The following is a 20,149-nucleotide window of genomic DNA, read 5'->3' as shown; positions in this document are numbered from 1 at the left end:
GCATTAATACCTTATGCGTGGATCAATGTACGCATAGATAATGTCCACTATGAGGCTTATTAGGCCAACTATGAGGGCAAATACAAGTATAACGGCCTGTATCGCTGGGTAGTCGCGGTACTGTATCTTGTCGACAAGATATGTGCCTATGCCTGGCCAATCAAACGTTGTCTCGGTAAGCACTGCTCCTCCGAGCAGGAGCGCGAACTGGAGCCCAGCATAGGTTACAACAGGTATAATCGCGTTTCTAAAAGCATGCCATGTTATCCTCCTCTCCCTTACACCGTGTGCCCGGTATGCGAGAATAAAGTTGGAGTCAAGTACTACGGCGAGGTTGTTGCGGAGAAGCCTAGTATAGGGCCCGCTAAGCACTATGCCCAGGGTCAGCGCCGGCAATACTATGTGAGCGAGGGCGCTCTTGAGAGCAGCCCAGTTACCGGTCAGCAACGAGTCAAGGACATAGAGCCCAGTTATGGTCTTGACCTCTACCTGTGGATCAATCCTGCCGCTAACGGGGAGCCAGTGAAGCCAGACAGCAAAGACGAGCTGGAACAACAATCCAAGCCACGGGATGAAGAGAGTGTACGTCAGGGCACCGTAAACCCTCATAGCTACGTCTATCTTAGTGTCCCTGCGCAGCCCGGCCACAAGGCCCGTGGCGAGGCCTAGCACCAGGCTTACCAGCAGCCCCGCGACAGCGAGCTCAATAGTTGCTGGCAAGCGATCGGCGAGGTCAGCGGCAATCGGGCGGCCGCGCACAATTAGGCTTTGACCAAAGTCCCCGTGAAGCGCTCTCCACAAATAATCAAAGTACTGGACGTAAAGGGGCTTATCCAGCCCAAGTTGCTTCTCTAAGGCAGCTAGCTGTTCCGGTGGAATATTCTTAGTGCCAAGGACGGCGAGTATAGGGTTCCCCGGCAGTATGCGGAGAATGATAAACGCCACAGTGTACAGGATGAGAACGCTCGGAATAATTAAAGCAGCCCTTACAGCGACATAGCGCGCAAGCCCCATCCTTCTTCACAACCCCTATTGCACCGGGAGTCTCCTCCAGGGATAAATAGAGCCCACGCTCAGCCAACCAGCTATCAACATCTCTAACAAAATATTAATACCAGCACCATTACTGTCCCACCATACGAGAACAAGGATGGAATTAACCCGGGAAGGTGAAGCCCATGGCGTCTCGTACAGGCTTGATAACCGCGACGGTAATAGTTATCCTCATCATAATCGGTGTTGCAGCATATTATGCTTCAAAGGGCGGAGGTAAGACAACCACCACACCCGCGACGACAACGCAGCCCCAAACCACGCAGCCAGCAACATCAACTCCACAAGAGGTGGCTACAACGACGAGCAAGCCTCCCGCAACAACAACGACACCTCAGACTTCAACGCCTCCACCAGCCACCACAACTGCTCCTGCAAAAGCATCAACGATAATAATAGGTACAACAGACAAGGTGACAGACCTTGACCCCGCTAACGCCTACGACTTCTTCACGTGGGAGGTACTAACGAACACTATGGACACGCTGGTCAAGTACAAGCCTGGAACAGACCAAATAGTTCCAGCAATAGCCGAGAAATGGGAAGTAAAGAACAACGGAACAGTATGGATATTCCATCTGAGGAAGGACGTTAAGTTCTGCGACGGTACACCCGTGACAGCCAAGGACGTAGTCAGGAGCATCAAGAGGGTTATGACGATAAAGGGTGACCCCTCGTGGCTAGTAACGAGCTTCGTAAAAGACGTTAAAGCGCTCGATGATTACACGGTTGAGTTCGACCTCAAGCATCCAACTGGCTTCTTCCTAGCACTGCTGGCCACCCCGCCCTACGCAGTTGTGAGCCCCAAGTATCCTAACGACAAGATAGTGAGCGACGCTACCTGGGGTGGCGCAGGCCCCTACTGTATAAAGGAGTTCAAGCGCGACGAGTACCTCGTATTGGAGGCGAACCCGTACTACTATGGAGAGAAGCCGAAGACGCAGAAAGTGATCATAAGGTTCTACAAGGATGCTACAACGCTTAGGCTGGCACTAGAGAATGGAGAAATCGATATCGCGTGGAGAACGCTCCGCCCCAATGACTACCAGGAGCTAAAGCAAAGCGGCAAGTTCAACGTAATAGAGATACCTGGTACCTTTATAAGATACATAGTCGTCAACGTCAAGATGGAGCCAACGAATAACAAGCTGGTAAGACAAGCAATTGCGGCAGCAATTAACAGGAAGCAGCTAGCACAAATAGTGTTCATGGGCACGATGGAGCCCCTCTACAGCCTAGTGCCGAAAGGGCTCTGGAGCCACAAAGACGTATTCCTCGAAAAGTACGGCGACGGCAACATAGAGCTAGCGAAGAAGCTCCTCCAGCAAGCAGGCTACAGCAAGGACCACAAGCTCAAACTAGAACTATGGTATACGCCAACACACTACGGTGACACAGAGGCCGACCTAGCACAGCTCATCAAGCAGCAGCTCGAAGCAACCGGCATGATAACCGTGGAGATCAAGAGCAGCGAGTGGGCAACATACGTAGACCAGCTACGCAAGGGCCAGATGATGCTCGCACTCCTAGGATGGTACCCAGACTACATAGACCCAGATGACTTCCTAACGCCATTCCTCCACAGTGAGGCCAACAAGTGGACTGGCAGCGGCTATAGCAACCCAGAAGTAGACAAGCTCCTCGACGAGGCTGTCCAGCTAACCGATCAGCAGGCTAGGGCAAAGCTCTACGAGAAAGTACAGGAAATACTGGCGGAGGACGTACCGATAATACCGCTCCTACAAGGCAAGCTCTTCATAGTGACTCAGAAGAACGTTGAAGGGGTAAAAGTAGGGCCAACGATGTTGTTACCATACTACACGATTTACAAGACAACAAGCTAAACGTCTTGCACAGCCACGGCATCTAGGCTTTTTTGGCCTCGCCGCTACGCATTCTTTTCCTATACTCCTCAAGGATTTTTTCAACGCTCTCAATAACTTCTCTCTCGCTTGGCTCATCGCTATCATGTGAACCGGTATCCTCGTATTTCCGGTAGGAGTGTATGTAGGTATCCATGTAGTAATTTACCAGGTCTCTAAGCCTATCAAGATGCGCCTTAGCGTTCTCGTTGGTAAGAGCGCAGCGTCTGTACATAGTCTCCAGCTCTGACACGGTACTCGAAAAGGAAAGAGCCAATGCACGTAGATCGTTAATGACGTCTCTTAAGCGGAGCCTACAATTAAGATAGGCGGCTTCTACGCGAAAATAGTACCATCGCTTATCCCAGATCTCCCTATGCCTCGAAGGATCTCCATACATTTCCTCAAGCTCATGGTAGCGATACCCCTTATTTACGAGCTCTCTTAGCGCATCAACGATCCTCATGTTTTTCTTTTTAGCATAACGCTCTACATAGCTGTATAGGTCTCCCAGTAGCTCACTAAGAGTTTTCTCAACCTCCTTCTGGGAGGGCTTGTGCTCGTTTCCGCGCTTCCCAATCCTAAACAACTCGGTAAATCGCCCAGACTCCAATTAACACTGTCTAGGCGCTAAAAATGAGTTCCTGCAGCTGGGGTAGCGAAAAGCACTACCTACATGTTAGCTATGTAAACTAAGTCACGAATTTATGTCTGAGCATAGTTCCTTCTCTCTTTAATAGCTAACTTGTTCCTGGAAGCACTTGTTGCGGGGAGAATGGGCATCGAGAGGGAAGTATCTCGAAACGTGCGTGCACTAACGCTTTTCAGCTTGTCTCGGGGCTTCAGCGTTAGCGGTTATCAAGCCCTCTTTGCAGCATATATGAGGACTATCGGATACAGGTTGCACTCCTCATCCTAGACCTGCCGGCCTCGATACCTGTACTCATTCTATCCTATACCCTGTTCATGCTTGGCTTCCTCTTCGGCCAACCCTCGCGCTCAACGCTGATGGCGAAGAGTGTTCCTCGTCAAAGGCTGGGCTACTATGTATCAATAACCACTTCTGCTTTTGCTGCCTCGCGTATACTTGGACCATATATCTCCGGCCTCCTTGTGGTCAAGACAAGTTATCAGCTAGCCTTCGGCGTCTTAGCCGTTGTGGCCCTCCTAGGAGCGGTGTTATTTCACATATACTCTGTTGAGCCGGGGAAAGAGAGTTGCAACAACATGTATTCAAGGATCAGTAAAGCGTACCAACGCCTCTTGCGGCCATACCCTGAGCTTAGGAGATTCTACCTCTTCCTCATATTTGATAGGGTCGCATGGAGCCTCTGGTTCCCGCTCCTCAGCGGCCAGCTAAAGGACGCCGGGTACCGCGAAGACATGATAGGGCTGTTCTACACCGCTCAGTCAGCCACCATGAGTGCCACGAGCATGGTCTGGGGAAAACTGGCGGACCGCATAGGTTTCCTCGTCATTGCGGTCTCCGAGTTTCTTGGAGCCTTAGCCCTTGCTTTCATATACTTAATGAAGCCCTGGATATTCCCACTCGTAGGCCTAGCGCTGGTAGGGCTGAGCATAGCCGCATGGGTCCCCTCCTATAACCGGACAATAGCAGTACTAGCCCGTGGTGAAAGCCTCGGAGAAGCCTATGCGAGTGCAAACGCTGTTAGAAGCATAGCTGGCGCAGCACCACCAATACTCGGCGGCCTCATATATGATGAGCTAGGCTCATTATCGCTCTACGGGCTTGCAGTAGTTCTCCTCGTAGGGGCAGGAATATATGCGCTCTACTTCGCTGAGAGAATAGAGCAGGGAAGAGGAAAACAATAATGGTTCAAGCAGCTAGCCAGGGGGTTAAGCCTACGCAAGTCCACCTGCTCTTATTACTATTTATGCCGCTATACATAGTCTCTTGCCGCTACATCTATAGCACGGTGCCTGGTGCCTCTAATGCCTTCTCTGTTGTGTCTCTATCGGTTTTCTCATACGCGTACCTCGTAGGAATAATGCTTACAGCAATAGCCGTCCTGGTTAGCATGTCGTTGCGAACATTTATTGACCTAGTGGTATCCGTTACTTATTCATTGTACTCTCTCTCTGTGCTTCGACAAGCAAGCACCCTAAGCCTAGCAGCAATACCTTCAGCTATACTATTTGTAGCCGGATTTGCAGCATTCGTGTACAGCGTGGTAGATGCGGGCAAGATCTTGTTTACAACGAGTAGACAACCCACAAGAAGGAGGCCACTAATCCTACCAAGAACGTAGATGCTGGGATGCCGAGGAGCCCTTCTCTCTGGAAGAGAATAGAGGGCATATGCGGACAAAAAGCGGGAGCGAGTAGGCGAGGAGGCCTTACTTCTTGGCAGCGATTTCCTCCTTTATGAGACCCTTCTCCTTGGCCTTTATTAGTACGTTTTTCGCCAGTTCTTCCTTATCCATCTTGTCGGCGTTCTCTATCCCCAGCTTCTCCGCAAGCTTCCTTAGGGTCTCCTCGTCTAGCTCTCTAGAGATTTCCTCTCTTTTCTCTTTCCTCGATTCTCCCTCATCTATGAGGCCCTGCGAGGCTTTGCGGAACTCGTGTATTGCTTGGCCGAGGCCGCGGGCCAGCTGAGGTAGCTTACTCGGCCCAAATATCAGCAATATTACCAGTAATATGATTACCCATTCAAAGCCGTTGAGGAACTCGAACTGACCCTTGACCACCGGGTAGTGGAGTGGCAGCACCTTCTATCATCTCCAAATATGTTTAGTTTTTCCAGTCCCGGTTAACCCAGATAGGAAAACTCGCTGGGGTCGGCTTATTTTTTGTTTCTCACACAGCCGAGGCAAGGCTTAGAAAGAGTCCCAGATCCGCTTGGAGTATTCTCTTATAAGTTCTCGAGCTTCCTGGGCATTTCATGTATCTTGCTCGGCCGCTGACCAGCATAGTCGACATGGATGACTACTTCGCAGCCACGCTGCCGGAGCACTTCTTGAACCTCGTCTGCTAGGAGATCGGCAATATCTGGCCTAATCCCCTTAAGGGGCTTGACAATCATGTCGCCACTACATGTTTTCTCATCAATCATTCTAAGCCTTATCCGTACGGGGACCAAGCCTCTCAGCTCGGCTTCCCTCTTTACCTCGTCATAGACCCGCTTAGGGGGACTAACATCAGCAATATTTACTACGAGCTTCCTATACGTCTCGAGTGCCTCGTAGAAGAGAAACCCGAGTATAACCATGGCCCCAGCAAGGTCGTAGACATATCCAAGGACGTGGCCAAACCATGTACTGGGTATATCCACTAGGGTCTCTACTAGCTCCGCTGACGTGAATCCAGCATACACGCGTATGGCCTCGTCAAGGCCCTTTGAGAATAGAACCGCGAACGCGTAAAATAATCCACCCACGACAGCCAAGTAAGTGCTCTCCTCCTCTACAACATAGCCTCCTCTGCTGAAGTACAAGGTCGCCGCGGAGAAGCCTGCTATAAACATGTAGACTGCGAGAACGGCTATCACTCCTCCATACCTTAGCCTCAAATGGCCAAATGGGTGGTCACTATCCGGCGGCAGGCTCGAAACTATGAGGTAGTGGATAACAATGACGAGCGAGAACATATTCCCTATACAAGTGAGGGCATCAACAAGGAGTGCACGGCTACCATACAGCAGCGCGCCAAGCATTTTAAAGAGAAAACCCAAGACGGAGAAGACAATCACTAGTAAAAGCTTGCCACGAAGAACCCTAGTAGCAGCCGCGTAGTACCCGGTCTCTGTCGCTGCTCTCCTCAGCCCGGCCTCAAACACATTTGCTCATCCTAGGCATCGTTCCTAAACACTAGGGCCTATTAGCCTTACCTATGACGACTAATACACATCACTGTGCTATCTAATAACATGTATCTCCCTGAGCCTAAGCCTCTCGAGCCGCCACCGGGGAAGGAGCCGAAAAAGCTGATTGTAAAATAGAGGTTACGAGGCTATAGAGCTACCTAGCCACGTGCTCGTTATACCCTGCTCCCGCGCATCACAAGCAGCACAGCCACGGCAACAACTACTGCGGCAGCGACAGCTACTACAATTATCGTGCTTAATGCCCATCCGCCACCCTTGGCCGTAGATGTAGCTGTGGATACTGTAGTAGACGCTGTAGGACTCGGCGGCACCGACGTCTTAGTTGTTACTGGGCTTGTCTGCGTAGTTGATGCCGTAGTAGAGGCTGTGGGCTGCTGCTTAGACACCTCTACCTTGACAGTTGATAGCTCGGCCACAGATACCCTAGTCTGTGATACTCTTACGCCTCTTGATGCTGGCTCTAGCTCAATCGTATCGGGGATTGCTTTGCTTATGCCCTGAACAGCTATCTCTAGTTGGCGCAACTGTGTCTTGAGACTCGTTAGCTGCGAGGATAAGAGGGTCAATACCTTCATCGCATCTACGGATGGATCTCCCGTAGGCTTCTCTATGGACTCTCTATGCCCAGTAGAGTACACATCTATGACTATTCGGTCGCCGCTGCTCCTTATCTTGACATCTGTCTTGGATTCGCTTGGAGCTACGATCTTTAATGGTAGAGATAACTGGCTCGGCGCCATAGCGGAGGAGACTAGCATGTACTGCATCAGTTCCTCGTTACCCGTTTTCTGTGCAACATTGTGCAGAATAGCAGTGATAAGCTCATCTATTAGTCTTAGGGCTTTATTCTGGAGCTCATTGGCTTTCTCTATATCGCCGTGAGTCTCAGAGACGTAGTTGAGGCTGAAATCAGCCTTATTGCCTGCAGCGCTGAGGCTAAACTTGAGAGAAGCACTAGTGTTTAAACTAAGTGGTGTGCTTAGAAGGGCCTTCAACTCGTTCGCATCGCTTGCGGGCATTCCATTAGAGACAGCTACGCTAATCATTTCGTCAACATCGATGCTTCCCTCAAGTAATAGCTGTACACGGTTACCCTCCATGATCTTGACTCCGGCTGAGGATATCCTTATGAAGCCTAGTCCGCTTTCTTTGAGCTTCTTGTTGATTTCCTCAACGCTTGGTACTTCTCTACTAATATTTGTCATGTTTGTCCCACTAGGCGGCTTCAGCTCGATGACGAGCTTAAAGAAGGCCTTCGAAGCATTCTCTGCCCTTATGCTTGCTTCAGCAATGTTTACCTTAATATTGTTCGTCTCGTTTACAAACTCTATGATGCCGCTTAGAACGGCCTTCATTCTCGTACCTTCTTGGACTGCGTGTATACTCATGTCTAAGTTGATGGTTGTTTTGCCCGCCTCGAGCTCCTCTGCGTAGACCGTGCCCCTGGCCACTGTTTCAGATTTCGAGTAGTCTTTCGTAACACTGCTCTTGCTGTGGAACTCTATGTCTATGTTAGCGTTTTTGAGGCTGCTTGGTGGTAGCTGAATATATGCTTTCAGAACATATATGGGCTGAACAGAGCCGTCAGGATAGATACAGAGCTTCAGCGATGAGTTCTCTACGTTGAAGGCTAATCCTGCAGCCACTGATTGCTGGGCATGGGCTATTTGCGAAACAGATAGTAGAGCAACTACTAGTAGGATAATGGTTAGGAGAGTTGTTTTTGAGTAAAGGTGCATACTACTAACCTACACCTCCTCACTATGCTGTGAGGAAATAATAGAACTATACCTTATATATGCCCTGCTGCCAAGGGAGGAGTGCAAGGAATAACATTATTATGATGAGTCTATCAATACCTTGTAGTGGTGAGGATGTGTTGCCAAGAACAAGTTATAAGAGCTATGAGTGCGAGAACCCGCCATGCCTACACGTCGTGGTTGATTATCCGCGCAAGGTTTTCGCAATATTCCTGGAGACGAGCGACGGCGAAGTGGTGTATATTCCTTTTGAGAAAGTAGAGAAGGCATACCTGGAGGCAAAAGAGTTGGCAAGCAAGAGGTTTAGAGAGGCAAGTGGTGATGAAATAGACCGGTTGGCATCAGAGTTTCTCGGCGCCGAGCCAGTAGAGGATGAGCCGGCTTGAAGCCTTATGGCCCAGTTGTAGGTGTTGGAGCCCTAGTAGTTCGTAACTGTGGAGGAAGCGAGCTGGAAATCCTCCTTGTCAAAAGGAAATACAAGCCGTTCGCTGGTATGTGGAGCATACCAGGCGGGCACGTGGAGCCAGGAGAGCCGCTGCTGGATGCTGCTAAGAGGGAGCTCTTAGAAGAAACGGGTATTGAAGCAGAGCCCCTGGGCATCATACATGTCCATGAAGTGGTTGCCGAGGGCTCTAAGGGAGTAACCCATTACGTATTAATCGATGTACTAATGGGTTATCGTGGCGGAGAACCACGTGCAGGAAGCGATGCACTAGAAGCCCGGTTCGTGCCCTACAGTGAGGCACTCAGCCTAGAACTAACGCCGAGCGCCCGGGCTTTCTTGGAGAAGCTTCTTGAGCTACTAGAGAAGAAATGCATGATAGAGCCGCTGAGAACCGTGGAGAAAACATGAATGTATAATAGGCTATGGCCTCAATACTAGTGCGAGTTCGTTACCTTCTATTCTCCACTTCTTGGCCTCCTTTGGCGCCTCGTCTAGGATTTCTACTTCCTTGACCCTTACCTCCCGCTTGATGAACTCCATGTGCTTCACAACTGCTTCTCGTAAGTCGCCGGTAGCGTATACTAGTAGCTTCTCAGCTACATGGTCTACTGGCAGGTCTAGTTCTTTTCGGAGCACTTGCGCCCTCCTTACGACTTCGCGGGCGAGCCCCTCTAGGAGGGTTTCTTTGTCTAGCTCCATGTCGGTATAGACCACGAGGTCGTCGGTTTCTATTCGGAGCGCTGCCTCGGCCCAGTCGGGGTTGTTGCTGACTACTTCGACTGACTTTATGTTTGCGAAGCGCTCTAGCACGCTCTTGGACTCTTCTACGGCGCTTCTCAGCTCATCGTTCTTCACGATTATGGCTGCTCGGCGTAGGGGCCATCTTCTCTTGAGCTTTTTCTCGCTTCTAGCTGCGAGTATTTTCTCGGATGCCTCTAGCAGCTCTTCTACAGCACGATACGTCTTCTCGTCTAGGATGTTGCCGGGGACGCTGGGCCATTCGAGTAAGTGTACTGTCTCCGGGCTATGGGGCTCGTACTTCTTTACGAATGCTTGGTAAAGATACTCTGCTAGGAACGGTGTAATGGGTGCGATCATTGCTAGAGCATTCTTAAGCACATAGTAGAGGGTCGCGTAGGCCGCGTTCTTGCTCGGTGTCATCTCCTCTTCCCAGACGCGTGGCCTTATTAGCGGTATGTAGCGGTGGCTAACCTGCTCAACAACGAAATCGACTATGGCTTTGACGGCGTGGTGCATGTTGTCCTCCTCTATCGCCTTGGACACGGTTTGGAGTGCTTCGTGGAGCTTGTAGAGTATCCATTTGTCCTCGGCGGCTAGCTCAGCTTTCTCGGGGCTCACGGGGCTCCACTTGTCGAGCTCCATATAGGTGTCTGCGAACTTGACGCTGTTCCAGAGGATGTTCAGGTAGCCCTGATATCTTTTCACCTCGTCTGGGTCAAAGTTTATGCTCTCCCATGGCGCCCTGCTCAGAAGGAATATTCTCATCGGGTCTGCTCCATGCTTCTCCATCCAGTCGAGAGCCCATATCACGTTGCCTTTGCTCTTGCTCATCTTCTTACCATACTTGTCTAGCACGTGTCCCTGGAGCAGTACCTCACGATAAGGCTTCTCATCGTACCATACAGTGCTTGTTGTAAGCAGGGTGTAGAACCAGCCGCGTGTCTGATCGGCTGCCTCGGTTATCCACTTGTACGGGAAGAGTTTCTCCCATAAGTGGAGCCAATTGTACTGTGCAAGCGCAGCGGTGTGCGCTACACCGCTATCCATCCACACATCGACGACGAAGGGCTCCCTCCTCATTACTCCTCCGCACTTGGGGCAGCGAAGCTCTACCTCGTCTATGGCTGGCCGGTGGGGGTCATCCGGCACCTTGGACGGGTCTACTGCAAGCTTCTTTAGCTCCTCGAGGCTTCCTACGACGACTACGTGGCCGCAGCTAGTACACTTCCACACTGGTAGCGGTGTGCCCCAGTATCTCTCCCTGCTTATACACCAGTCCTTGGCGTTCTCAACCCAGTCTCCCATCCTCTTAGCAGCCCAGCTCGGAGCCCATCTCATTGAGTAAACGTGGCTGCTCATCTGCTTCCTGAGGTCATCGGTTATCTTTATGAACCACTGCCTCGAAGCATAGTAGAAGAGCCTCGTTCCACAGCGCCAGCAGAACGGGTACTCGTGGCGATACTTTCCTACATGGACTAGGAGCCCCTTGTTCTTCAGTACCTCGATTACTTTTTCGCCTGCCTTCTCAAACCACATTGTCTTAAATACTCCCGCCTCGTCGCCAAAGTAGCCGTCCTCTCGTAGAGGCGTATAGACCTCTACGCCGACCTTTGCGGCAAGCTCGAAGTCCTCTGGGCCGTGGGCTGGCGCGGCGTGAACGATTCCAGTACCTTCCTCCATTGTAACCCAGTCAGCTGCATAAACCGTGTGATAGGGCTTCACATCGTGATCCTTATGATAGGGGACCTCTTCGAGGAGTGGATGACGATACCGAAGCCCCTCCAGTTCCTTACCTTTTAGCTTCTCGACAACCTTGTAGCTCTTAAGCCCCACATCCTTGGCAAATGCTTCGAGCCTCTTCTCTGCGACTATCCACTTCTCGTCGCCAACGTCTATGACAACGTATGACTCATCGGGGTGCACTGCAGCCATCTCGTTAGCTATTATAGTCCAGGGTGTTGTCGTCCACGCAACGAGGAACGTGTTAGGCCTATCTATGAGTTGTAGCTTAAAGTAAACGCTAGGATCATCTACTTCCTCATAGCCCTGTGCAACCTCGTGGCTGCTGAGAGCTGTGCCGCAGCGAGGACACCTTGGTACAACGCGGCGCCCCTCATAGAGCAAGCCACGCTCATGAGCGCGCTTTATGAATCTCCATACTGTCTCTATATAGCGGGGATGCCGCGTCTGGTAAGCATGCTCATAGTCCAGCCAGAGGCCTAGTCTCTTGCTGGCCTTCTCCCAGTGCCCTATATAGTAGTCTACGAGCTTCTTGCACTCCTCTATGAACCTATCTACACCGTATTTCTCAATGTCGCGCTTCGTCTTGAAGCCAAGCTTCTTCTCAACCTCTAGCTCAACCGGTAATCCTTGTGTATCCCAGCCAGCCTGATCCCAGACGCGATAACCCTTCATCCTAGCATATCGGAGCTTGACGTCCTTCAGCGTTCGGCCCCGGGCGTGGCCGACATGCATAAAGCCATTAGCGGTGGGAGGGCCCTCTAAGAACGCGAATATCGGGGCCCCTTCTCTCTCATCCCAGGTCTTCTTCTTGACAAGCTGATAGACTTTGTTCTTCTCCCAGAACTCGAGAACCCATTTCTCAACAGCTAAGGGATCATAGCTTCTTCCAAGCTTTGGGCGCACGGATAATAGACATCACCGGGGATAATGCCAGAGAACACGCCGGATATATAAGCATTAACCAAGGGATCCTAGAGCTGCAATAAGGATAGTTAATTATACTGAGCTAGCCAGCTATGATATACCTATAGACATGGTATTTGGCGAGGCCTCCATCAGGGGTCCGAGGATAAAAACGTACCTCAACGACGCCTTTTACGCCCCCAAGAACCTTCTTCACATCTTCGAGTACACGTAGTACCAGAGAAATGTCTACGAAGCTCGAGACATAGAATAGAATAGGTACAAAATCTCTCTCGTAGCCGAGAGGTGTCTCAACTCGTGAAGCCCATACGTCTCCTTTGTCTAGAAGCTCTAGCAACCGGGAGATGACTTGTGCGCGCGTAGCTCTGCTAACAGTAACGACCCAGGCTCCTTCAAGGAGAAGTAGCGCGGTATCAATGTCTTTGCAAAACCTTCTCGAAGATAGAAGAGTATCAATATGTTCGCGTAGGTTTGTAAACTCGGGTTCTATTCCTTGCTTCATAGCCTTCAAGCCTATTGTGGATGCATTATACCTGCCAGTACATAGTGCATCAACGTCTTCGTATAGGAGTTCTCTTTGAACAGGATTTGTCCTATTAAATATTATTAGAGTGTTATCCGAGAGACTGCCGTTACATGAGGCGATAAACCTAAGTACTTTTTCAAAAACATCTTTGCGTATACCATACTTCTCTAGAGAATCGGCATACACCCTCCAAGTAGTTAGGCGAGACAGCATGTACCATTTCTCGATCATTTTGTTAATGATTTCCTCGACTTTATCCGATTTGATCTTGTTTATCTTAGAGAGCGTCTTCACGGCTTTCTTATACTCTTTCTTATTTTCCGGGTCAAAGATTATTCCTTGGATGCACTTATCGCATACAGGCACGAAGTCCCTCAAAACGGCTATTCCATGATCCTGTACTATCGCATAATCCCATACCTCTACAATGTGCTTTGCCTTTCTTTTTCCGCATATCACGCATCGTTCTTCGAGAAGCTTACTGTATAAATTTTTTATTTTTTGTAAGCTTTCTTCCACAATATTGTATTCTGTTCCAGCAATGCTTGCAGCAAGAAAAGGATCCATATGAATTATTCGAGAAACATAGACACCTTTCTCTTTGAGAGGCCGTGGAGTAAGTATTGGACATGCCCTTGTAAGGTGATTGCACGCTAGTCCGCTCATTTCATGTGAGCACCTTTTATATCCATATAAATGTTCTTAATCAGACATTCACCACCATGTTAACTCGTGTTAATATATTGGGTGTTATACTCCTTAACGTTTTAACTCCACGCACTTTAATGATTTAACAGAGATATATTTAGATAGTATACTGTTAACAGTAATGATTGTATAGCGATTTCGCTGAAGATAATACTAGATATAACTCTGTATTGCCTCTAAACCATATATCGGGTAAGCTAAGCTATCTTATAAATAGCTTAAGGCATAACAAGGAGCAAGGTCCTAAGGATAAAACTTGTCTTTGAAAAATGTGCTGAGACTCGTTACAAGAGTTCTTTGAGGAGCCTTGGTATGTCGTAAGGCATCTCGGCCACGGGTATCCCGGCTTTTTGAAGCGCGTTTACCTTGTCTTGGTAAGCACCGGTACCCATTGATATTATCGCACCGGCGTGCCCCATCCTCTTACCAGGAGGTGCAGTGCGGCCAGCTATGTAGGCTACTATGGGCTTCGTGAATCTTCCTTCCCTATACATGGCTGCTACTCGCTCTTCCATGTCGCCGCCAATCTCGCCTATCATAACCACTGCTTTAGTCTCTGGGTCCTTTTCGAGCATTTCAAGTGCTTCAACGAAGTCTAGGCCTACTATTGGGTCTCCACCTATACCTATGGCCACTGATTGCCCTATACCCTCTCTTGTCATGGCAGCAGCTACTTCGTAAGTAAGGGTGCCGCTTCTCGATATTATTGCTACGTTGCCTGGGCGGAATGGTGTTACGGGCATTATTCCTATCTTTGTTCGACCCGGCGCTATTATTCCCGGGCAGTTTGGCCCTATAATCACTGAGCCCTTGGATTTAGCGTAGTTCACGAACCTCATTGTGTCGTGAACTGGTATATGCTCCGTTATTACAACTATTACCTTTATTCCGGCGTCTACTGCCTCGTAAACGGCGTCGGGCGCGAACCTTGCCGGCACGAATACTATGCTTGCATCTGCTCCATGGTTCTTCACTGCCTCCTCGACGGTATCGTAGACCGGGACACCGTGTACCTCTTGTCCACCCTTGCCTGGAGTTACGCCTGCAACTATCTTCGTGCCGTATTCTAGCATGAGTTTTGTATGGAAGCTTCCTTCTTTGCCTGTTATGCCTTGGACTATGACTCTTGTATCCTTGTCAACGAGTATTACCATAGGGGTTTCACCTCCGGGCGAGCTCTATTGCCTTATCGGCGGCCTCGATGGGGTCTATGAAGGCCTCGAGGCCGGCTTCTTTCAAAATCCTTCGACCTTCTTCTTCATTTGTACCTGTAAGCCTGACCACGATAGGCTTCTTAAAGCCAAGCTCCTTTATTGCTGCCACTATGCCTCTCGCTACTTCGTCGCAGCGGGTTATCCCACCGAATATGTTCATGAATATCACCTTTGCCTTGGGGTACTCGTAGAGGATTTCCAGGGCTTGTTTGACTCTCTCGGCAGAGGCTCCGCCGCCTATGTCTAGGAAGTTTGCTGGTTTTCCTCCACGCTCGTAGACGAGATCCATTGTAGCCATAGTGAGGCCTGCACCGTTGCCGATGATCCCTACATCGCCGTCCAGTTCGACAAAGGCGAATCCAAGCCTCCTCGCTTTTGCCTCAAGCTCTGTGTACTCGCCGGTTTCTGCCGGATCCCTCTGCGCTATCTCTGGGTGACGATAAAGCGCGTTATCGTCAACAATTATCTTTGCGTCAAGGGCTACGAGGCCGTCACTTGTCACAGCAAGCGGGTTTATCTCCACTAGGTCGCCGTCGTAGTCAACAAACACGTTGTACATTGCGAGCAATATCTTCTCGAATAGTTGCAGTCGCTTCCCGCTAAGGCCTAGACTCTTGCCAAGTCTGCGCGCCATGTAGCCTCGCAGCCCTATCCATGGGTCAACATAGGCTCTATGAATTTCCTCTGGGTGCTCCTTAGCTATCTCCTCTATATCAACGCCGCCTAGGCGAGAAACGAGAACAACGGGTCTGCGACGGGCACGATCCATTGTTATGGATGCGTAGAGCTCGGCTTCGTGCTCAACGGCCTCCTCTACGAGTAGGACGCGGGGCAAGAGCCCCTTAATGGGCTTATTGAATAACTCCTCAGCTATCTTCTCGGCCTCCTCGACGCTGCGCGCTATCTTGATTCCACCGGCTTTCCCGCGGCCGCCGACGAGGACCTGGCTCTTAATAGCGACTGGTGGCTTTATGCCATGCTTTTCCATCAACTCCTTGATGCTTTGCCCCCTTTCAAGAACGAAGCCCCGGGGCACCGGTATACCATACTTTGCGAAGATCTGTTTAGACTCGTACTCGTAGAGCTTCAAGGAAAAGAGATCACCTTCCTAGCTCTGTGCTCGTTCTCCATGGTATCATTTCTAGCTCCTAGGAAGAATTAGAAACTTTTGGCGCAGACAATAGAAAGAGTCTACACCGCGACCAAAGACTGGTCGGCACATGCTAGGGTTTAACAATGGTTTCCTTGCAGCTCTGCCAGCCAAGCCTCCCAAGCAGCCTCTTAACCTCCTCAACTGTCGCCACTAGCCTCTCCGTGTTTACCCGGGGCACCCCTGCTGCAACAATCAATATCCTTCTCGTAGAGTTCCTTATCATTGTAATTCTGCTATCTCTGTGCGGATACAAGTGCATCACAACGCCACGTTTATCAATCATTATTGGTGCGTTCTCTCGGACAGTTTCCTTCCTGCCTCCTATCGGCTCAAAAACCTCATCTCCTCTCGCTAACACTATTCGGGCCGGCGGAACAAACGAGTCTAGATCATAGAGGCCGACAGGAACCATGAATTTCGCGGACGCGATATTTCCTGCATCAACAACCGGGTTTATGCGCGGCCATGAACCGCGGAGAGCCCTACGCACCAGGGCCTCACTGCTGGGCCGGGTCTTCGTTGGATCTATTCCTATCCTCCAATAGAAGTCGCGATAAGCGCGGACAATAGGGTCGTCCTTTAGCTCCTCGAGCCTGTACCTTGATCTAAGGTAGTTCATTAGCGCCTCTTCTTCGCCTCTTAGAGGCTCGCCGCTCAGTTCTTCAACAGCCTTGCCCCAGGAAGCGGAGAACGCGACTCTTATGCCAAGAGCAGCCGCAGCGTTGTCAACATGTAGTAGCTTTTCAAGATCCCTGCAAATATCGGTCTCATTATTGTTCAATGCCTACCCCGGTACCTTGCTGGTAACATGGTAGGGGCTTTACAAGTACTATGCCCGGAGAAGCATGCAAATCAGTACGTAAAAACCAGGGTCAAGCATTAGTAAGGTTCCGAGAACAAGGGGTGATTCTCGTAAAAACGCGTTAGGGAGGGATAAGATATAGCGCCTTATTTCAAATCTTAGTGGATTATTCTGAAGATGTCGCCCCAGCCACTGTTTAGCCTTATTATGTCATTGTTGCCGGGTAGCCCGAACGCATAGTACTTGGGATCTCCATATCCAAGTACTGCAACTGCTGCAAGCGCTGCTAGTCCAAGCAGCTTTATCCTCTGCTCTGAGGCTAGGCGGACGAATATCTTTTTGAGAGCCTTCATCTCGGATCCCACCTCCCTCGGTTTGTGTCCCTGGCCTCTCGGCCGTGTACAGTAGAGGGGCAGAGGCTTGTCATGGAGCTTTATCCATGGAAAAATATTTATGCTCCGCACATAGGGGCGGTGGTGCTAATCAGTCTCCACGGGTGGTCCTTGTAAGCACTCGTTGGAGGGAAGTGTTGAGGTTTTGAACGAGATTGTTGTGGCACTATTGATGGGAATGTTCTTTGGACTAGTAGCGTTAAGGACGGGGCACAGCACTATTGTAAAGAGAATTTGTGAGGGCAGTGTTATCGTAAGCGCGTTTGCTGTTATTTTCCTCGTGGGAGTGCTCTCCGGTATTAGGCTTAGAGAACTGGCACAGATAATTGAGGCGCTCGGGCTGAGCCTCTTCTTCTCAATTGCTACGACCCTTTCTAGCTTAGTCGCTGCTTTGCCGATAACACGGCTCTACGTCTCCAAGGCTAGTCGTCAGGGCGGCGACGGGGAGGGAGGCAAGAGGAGTGGTAGTATACTCGTCTTCACGCCTTTGCGCAGTGTACTCGTCTTAGTCACGGGCTGGGTTATCGGCTTTCTTATAAGCGAGTTCCTCCCGTACGCATTCGTGAGTAACACGCTTACTCACTTAGTAGCTGTGCTTGTATTCGCGGCTTCGGCCGTCATAGCGTTCGAGGCCCGCGGCTTTTCTAAGAGCCAGCGCCTAGTAGTGGCGGGTATTGTACTCGCGGCCTCAACGATGCTTGTGAGTGGCCTCAGTGCTGCCGTGCTCTCCTTGGCTTTTGGCATTCCTTTCCGTGTGGGGATGGCTATCGGGTCTGCGTCTGGCTGGTATAGCCTAGCTGGTCCCCTCTTGGCAAAGATAGATCCCCTTTACGGCATTATAGGGTTCTTTGCAAACATGTTCAGAGAATCAATGCACATACTCCTATACCCATTCATTGCCAAGCGCGGCCTAGGAGTACCAGCCGTAGCTATGGGTGGGGCCACGTCAATGGACACGGGGCTCCCAGTAATAATAGTGTATGGTGGATCGGAGGCAGCAATTATTGGAATGGTTCAGGGAATAGCCATAACCTTATCAGCACCCTTCGTCCTCTCAATAACCCTGGGTGCAGGCTAAGGTGAGCATAGACCTTGCCTTTGAGCTCAGCTACCTGCTCAGCGATGTAATAGGGAAGGAAGTAACGATCAAAGACTATAGTTTCGACCCGGAAGCCGGCACCCTATGCGTTAGCGCTGAAATCGAAGACAAAAACAAGACGGCTTGCATAGAGATAAAGCAGTGCAAGAAGATACCCAGCGAGACCAAGCAGTTCAAATGCATAGTGAGAACGCTGGCAAGCAACGAAGAGCTCCTACGCCGGCTCGCCGAATTACTTCAAGGTGGCTGAGAGCATGGTAAAACCTATTGTGATTCGTGTAGATCCCCTGAAGCCCGAGAAGAATAGATTACTTAGAGCAGCCGAGGCGGCGAGGAAAGGCATGCTGGTTGTCTATCCGACAGACACTGTTTACGGCCTAGGGACTAACCCCTTCGACGAGAAAGCCGTCCTCCGGGTCTACGAGGCGAAGAAGCGGCCTCCTACACGACCACTACCAGTACTCGTCTCAGGCCCCGAGGCTGCTGAGAACCTGGTAAAGGTTACGGAGAAAGCACGTATACTCATGGAGGAGTTTTGGCCAGGCCCACTAACCATAGTCTTGCCCGCAAAACCAGGGGTCCCGCGCGCCCTTCACGCGGGGACAGGGAAGATAGGAGTAAGGATGCCGAATCACCGAGTAGCGTTGCTCCTCATAGAGCTTGCTGGCGGAGCACTTGTAGGCACGAGCGCTAATCTACACAGGCATGAGCCGCCACGTACAGCCGAGGAAGCGCTACGTCAGCTCAATGGGGCGGTAGATGTAGTTGTTGATGCGGGCCCGGCTCCGGGAGGGATACCATCAACAGTTGTAGAGCTGGAGAACGGTAAGGTTAAGCTGATCCGGGAGGGTCCCATAAAGCTTAGAGATATCGAGGCAAGACTTATATAGAAAAGCCGGACTATATATGGATATAGGGTAGACATCTAGACAGTAAACCACAACGTAATCCGGGTAATGCTCCATGAGCAACGACTACTACTCCATATACGTTGAGCCCGTCAAAAGCATTGTTGAAAAAGGGAAACAAGCCGACAAGATTATACCCAGCTGGCTCCCCGTCCTATCATTCCTCATACAAATTACTGGATCCTTCATACTGTTCAGCGTCGCGGTATCCCTTGCACAGAGGGCATCAATAACGCCCCTCTACAGCATAGAATTATCGCACGAAGAAGAACTCAGAATCAAAGCAGGATACACATTAATCACACTTGGCGCGCTTCTCTTCATATCACTCCTATATATACTTATCAGGCGCAGAGATGATCACTTTAGTAGATCACTTGAGCTAATGGAACACGTTAAGGACAGTCTTAGGGCAGCAGGCTTAGCCAACAACCTTGCAAAAATGGAGGAAATTCTCACAAGGCTGAAAATCCTCGGGGAAAGAAACCCAGGGCTCTGGGTAACCACGTACCTCGTAGTGAGCCTATTCTCGGGAATACTTGGATGGTCAATACTATTCTGGCTCCAACTACTCGTCCTCATATACATCCTCCACTTCCTGACAAGCGATTTCGCAAAACACGAGGAATACGAGCGACAATTCTTCTACGAGGTACGGAAAACCCTATGGAGCCGTCAAATAGATTTTGAGCCTCCCCAGATAACTATTGAGCCTCGAAACACACTCGTCTACGCAATAGCCTCGCTAATTACACTCGGCTTGTTCACTATTTATTGGCTCTACGTAGTCACAGCTGACCCCAATAAGCACTTCTACGAGCATAGACGCTTCGAGCCAAGCCTAATAGAAGCCCTGGAACAATTATTCTCGAGACCGATTACCAGCTAGGCCTGTTCCAACATATAGGAAAGCGCTTGTCAACTAGCTTTAGGCTTTCTGATTGTAGGAGTAAGTAGTCGAGGATGTGGCAGAAT

20 protein-coding genes are annotated in these 20,149 nt (G+C 50.1%); 9 read left to right on the top strand and 11 right to left on the bottom strand.

What is annotated here, in order from left to right; genetic code table 11:
* Positions 1–3: 3 nt before the first annotated feature.
* Positions 4–1,014, bottom strand: coding sequence for an ABC transporter permease (locus tag SBG41_RS03860; protein WP_317896234.1), 1,011 nt, complete (start codon positions 1,012–1,014; stop codon positions 4–6).
* Positions 1,015–1,178: 164 nt separating this feature from the next.
* Between SBG41_RS03860 and SBG41_RS03855 the strand changes: the two genes are divergently transcribed.
* The gene (locus SBG41_RS03855) at positions 1,179–2,897 is read left to right on the top strand and encodes an ABC transporter substrate-binding protein (protein WP_317896233.1); all 1,719 of its coding nucleotides are present in this window, start codon (positions 1,179–1,181) and stop codon (positions 2,895–2,897) included.
* A gap of 22 nt (positions 2,898–2,919) precedes the next feature.
* Here the strand turns inward: SBG41_RS03855 and SBG41_RS03850 are convergent, their stop codons facing one another.
* Complete coding sequence (locus tag SBG41_RS03850) at positions 2,920–3,504, bottom strand: hypothetical protein (protein ID WP_317896232.1); 585 nt, start codon at positions 3,502–3,504, stop codon at positions 2,920–2,922.
* 287 nt (positions 3,505–3,791) lie between these two features.
* Here SBG41_RS03850 and SBG41_RS03845 point away from each other — a divergent pair, with 287 nt between their 5' ends.
* Positions 3,792–4,748 carry an MFS transporter gene (locus SBG41_RS03845; RefSeq protein ID WP_317896490.1) on the top strand — a complete coding sequence of 319 codons (957 nt, stop codon included), beginning with the start codon at positions 3,792–3,794 and terminating at the stop codon, positions 4,746–4,748.
* A complete protein-coding gene (locus tag SBG41_RS03840; RefSeq protein WP_317896231.1) occupies positions 4,748–5,185 on the top strand; it encodes a hypothetical protein in 438 nt (145 codons plus the stop codon). The genes SBG41_RS03845 and SBG41_RS03840 overlap by 1 nt, the downstream gene beginning before the upstream one ends.
* 87 nt (positions 5,186–5,272) lie before the next feature.
* Here the strand turns inward: SBG41_RS03840 and tatA are convergent, their stop codons facing one another.
* From tatA to SBG41_RS03825, 3 genes are all read right to left on the bottom strand, one after another.
* On the bottom strand, positions 5,273–5,641 hold the full coding sequence (gene tatA, locus SBG41_RS03835; protein ID WP_397470780.1) for a twin-arginine translocase TatA/TatE family subunit: 369 nt from the start codon (positions 5,639–5,641) through the stop codon (positions 5,273–5,275).
* Between the two features lie 146 nt (positions 5,642–5,787).
* Positions 5,788–6,711 (bottom strand): cation transporter, encoded by a 924-nt coding sequence (locus tag SBG41_RS03830; RefSeq protein ID WP_317896229.1) that lies wholly within the window; start codon positions 6,709–6,711, stop codon positions 5,788–5,790.
* Between the two features lie 200 nt (positions 6,712–6,911).
* Complete coding sequence (locus SBG41_RS03825; protein ID WP_317896228.1) at positions 6,912–8,498, bottom strand: hypothetical protein; 1,587 nt, start codon at positions 8,496–8,498, stop codon at positions 6,912–6,914.
* A gap of 140 nt (positions 8,499–8,638) precedes the next feature.
* On the opposite strand from SBG41_RS03825, the gene SBG41_RS03820 reads away from it, so the two are divergent.
* Positions 8,639–8,905, top strand: a complete 267-nt coding sequence (locus SBG41_RS03820) for a hypothetical protein (protein ID WP_317896227.1) — start codon at positions 8,639–8,641, stop codon at positions 8,903–8,905.
* A complete protein-coding gene (locus SBG41_RS03815; RefSeq protein ID WP_317896226.1) occupies positions 8,902–9,372 on the top strand; it encodes an NUDIX hydrolase in 471 nt (156 codons plus the stop codon). Before SBG41_RS03820 ends, SBG41_RS03815 begins: the two co-directional genes overlap by 4 nt.
* A 12-nt stretch (positions 9,373–9,384) precedes the next feature.
* Here SBG41_RS03815 and ileS read toward each other — a convergent pair whose 3' ends face one another.
* From ileS to SBG41_RS03785, 6 genes are all read right to left on the bottom strand, one after another.
* Positions 9,385–12,351: an isoleucine--tRNA ligase gene (gene ileS, locus SBG41_RS03810; protein WP_317896225.1), complete on the bottom strand. Its 2,967-nt coding sequence runs from the start codon at positions 12,349–12,351 to the stop codon at positions 9,385–9,387.
* Between the two features lie 103 nt (positions 12,352–12,454).
* Entirely contained in the window at positions 12,455–13,564 is a 1,110-nt protein-coding gene (locus SBG41_RS03805) for a hypothetical protein (RefSeq protein ID WP_317896224.1), read from the bottom strand.
* Between the two features lie 326 nt (positions 13,565–13,890).
* A complete protein-coding gene (gene sucD / locus SBG41_RS03800; protein ID WP_317896223.1) occupies positions 13,891–14,760 on the bottom strand; it encodes a succinate--CoA ligase subunit alpha in 870 nt (289 codons plus the stop codon).
* A 7-nt stretch (positions 14,761–14,767) separates the two neighbouring features.
* Positions 14,768–15,910, bottom strand: a complete 1,143-nt coding sequence (gene sucC / locus SBG41_RS03795; RefSeq protein ID WP_317896222.1) for an ADP-forming succinate--CoA ligase subunit beta — start codon at positions 15,908–15,910, stop codon at positions 14,768–14,770.
* Positions 15,911–16,043: 133 nt separating this feature from the next.
* On the bottom strand, positions 16,044–16,754 hold the full coding sequence (locus SBG41_RS03790; protein ID WP_317896221.1) for a B3/B4 domain-containing protein: 711 nt from the start codon (positions 16,752–16,754) through the stop codon (positions 16,044–16,046).
* A 179-nt stretch (positions 16,755–16,933) separates the two neighbouring features.
* The gene (locus tag SBG41_RS03785) at positions 16,934–17,128 is read right to left on the bottom strand and encodes a hypothetical protein (RefSeq protein ID WP_317896220.1); all 195 of its coding nucleotides are present in this window, start codon (positions 17,126–17,128) and stop codon (positions 16,934–16,936) included.
* A 184-nt stretch (positions 17,129–17,312) separates the two neighbouring features.
* Between SBG41_RS03785 and SBG41_RS03780 the strand changes: the two genes are divergently transcribed.
* The 4 genes from SBG41_RS03780 to SBG41_RS03765 all read left to right on the top strand — a co-directional run bounded on the left by SBG41_RS03780 (position 17,313) and on the right by SBG41_RS03765 (position 20,063).
* Positions 17,313–18,245: a lysine exporter LysO family protein gene (locus SBG41_RS03780; protein WP_317896219.1), complete on the top strand. Its 933-nt coding sequence runs from the start codon at positions 17,313–17,315 to the stop codon at positions 18,243–18,245.
* A gap of 1 nt (position 18,246) precedes the next feature.
* The gene (locus SBG41_RS03775; protein ID WP_317896218.1) at positions 18,247–18,516 is read left to right on the top strand and encodes a hypothetical protein; all 270 of its coding nucleotides are present in this window, start codon (positions 18,247–18,249) and stop codon (positions 18,514–18,516) included.
* Between the two features lie 4 nt (positions 18,517–18,520).
* Positions 18,521–19,156 (top strand): L-threonylcarbamoyladenylate synthase, encoded by a 636-nt coding sequence (locus SBG41_RS03770; protein WP_317896217.1) that lies wholly within the window; start codon positions 18,521–18,523, stop codon positions 19,154–19,156.
* A gap of 73 nt (positions 19,157–19,229) precedes the next feature.
* A complete protein-coding gene (locus tag SBG41_RS03765; protein ID WP_317896216.1) occupies positions 19,230–20,063 on the top strand; it encodes a DUF4234 domain-containing protein in 834 nt (277 codons plus the stop codon).
* Positions 20,064–20,149: the final 86 nt, after the last annotated feature.

It is taken from the genome of Pyrofollis japonicus (assembly GCF_033097485.1).
Taxonomy (GTDB): Archaea; Thermoproteota; Thermoprotei_A; order Sulfolobales; family Pyrodictiaceae; genus Pyrofollis; species Pyrofollis japonicus.
Note: the sequence above shows the minus strand (reverse complement) of the source record. Positions and strands in the feature narration are given on the sequence as shown.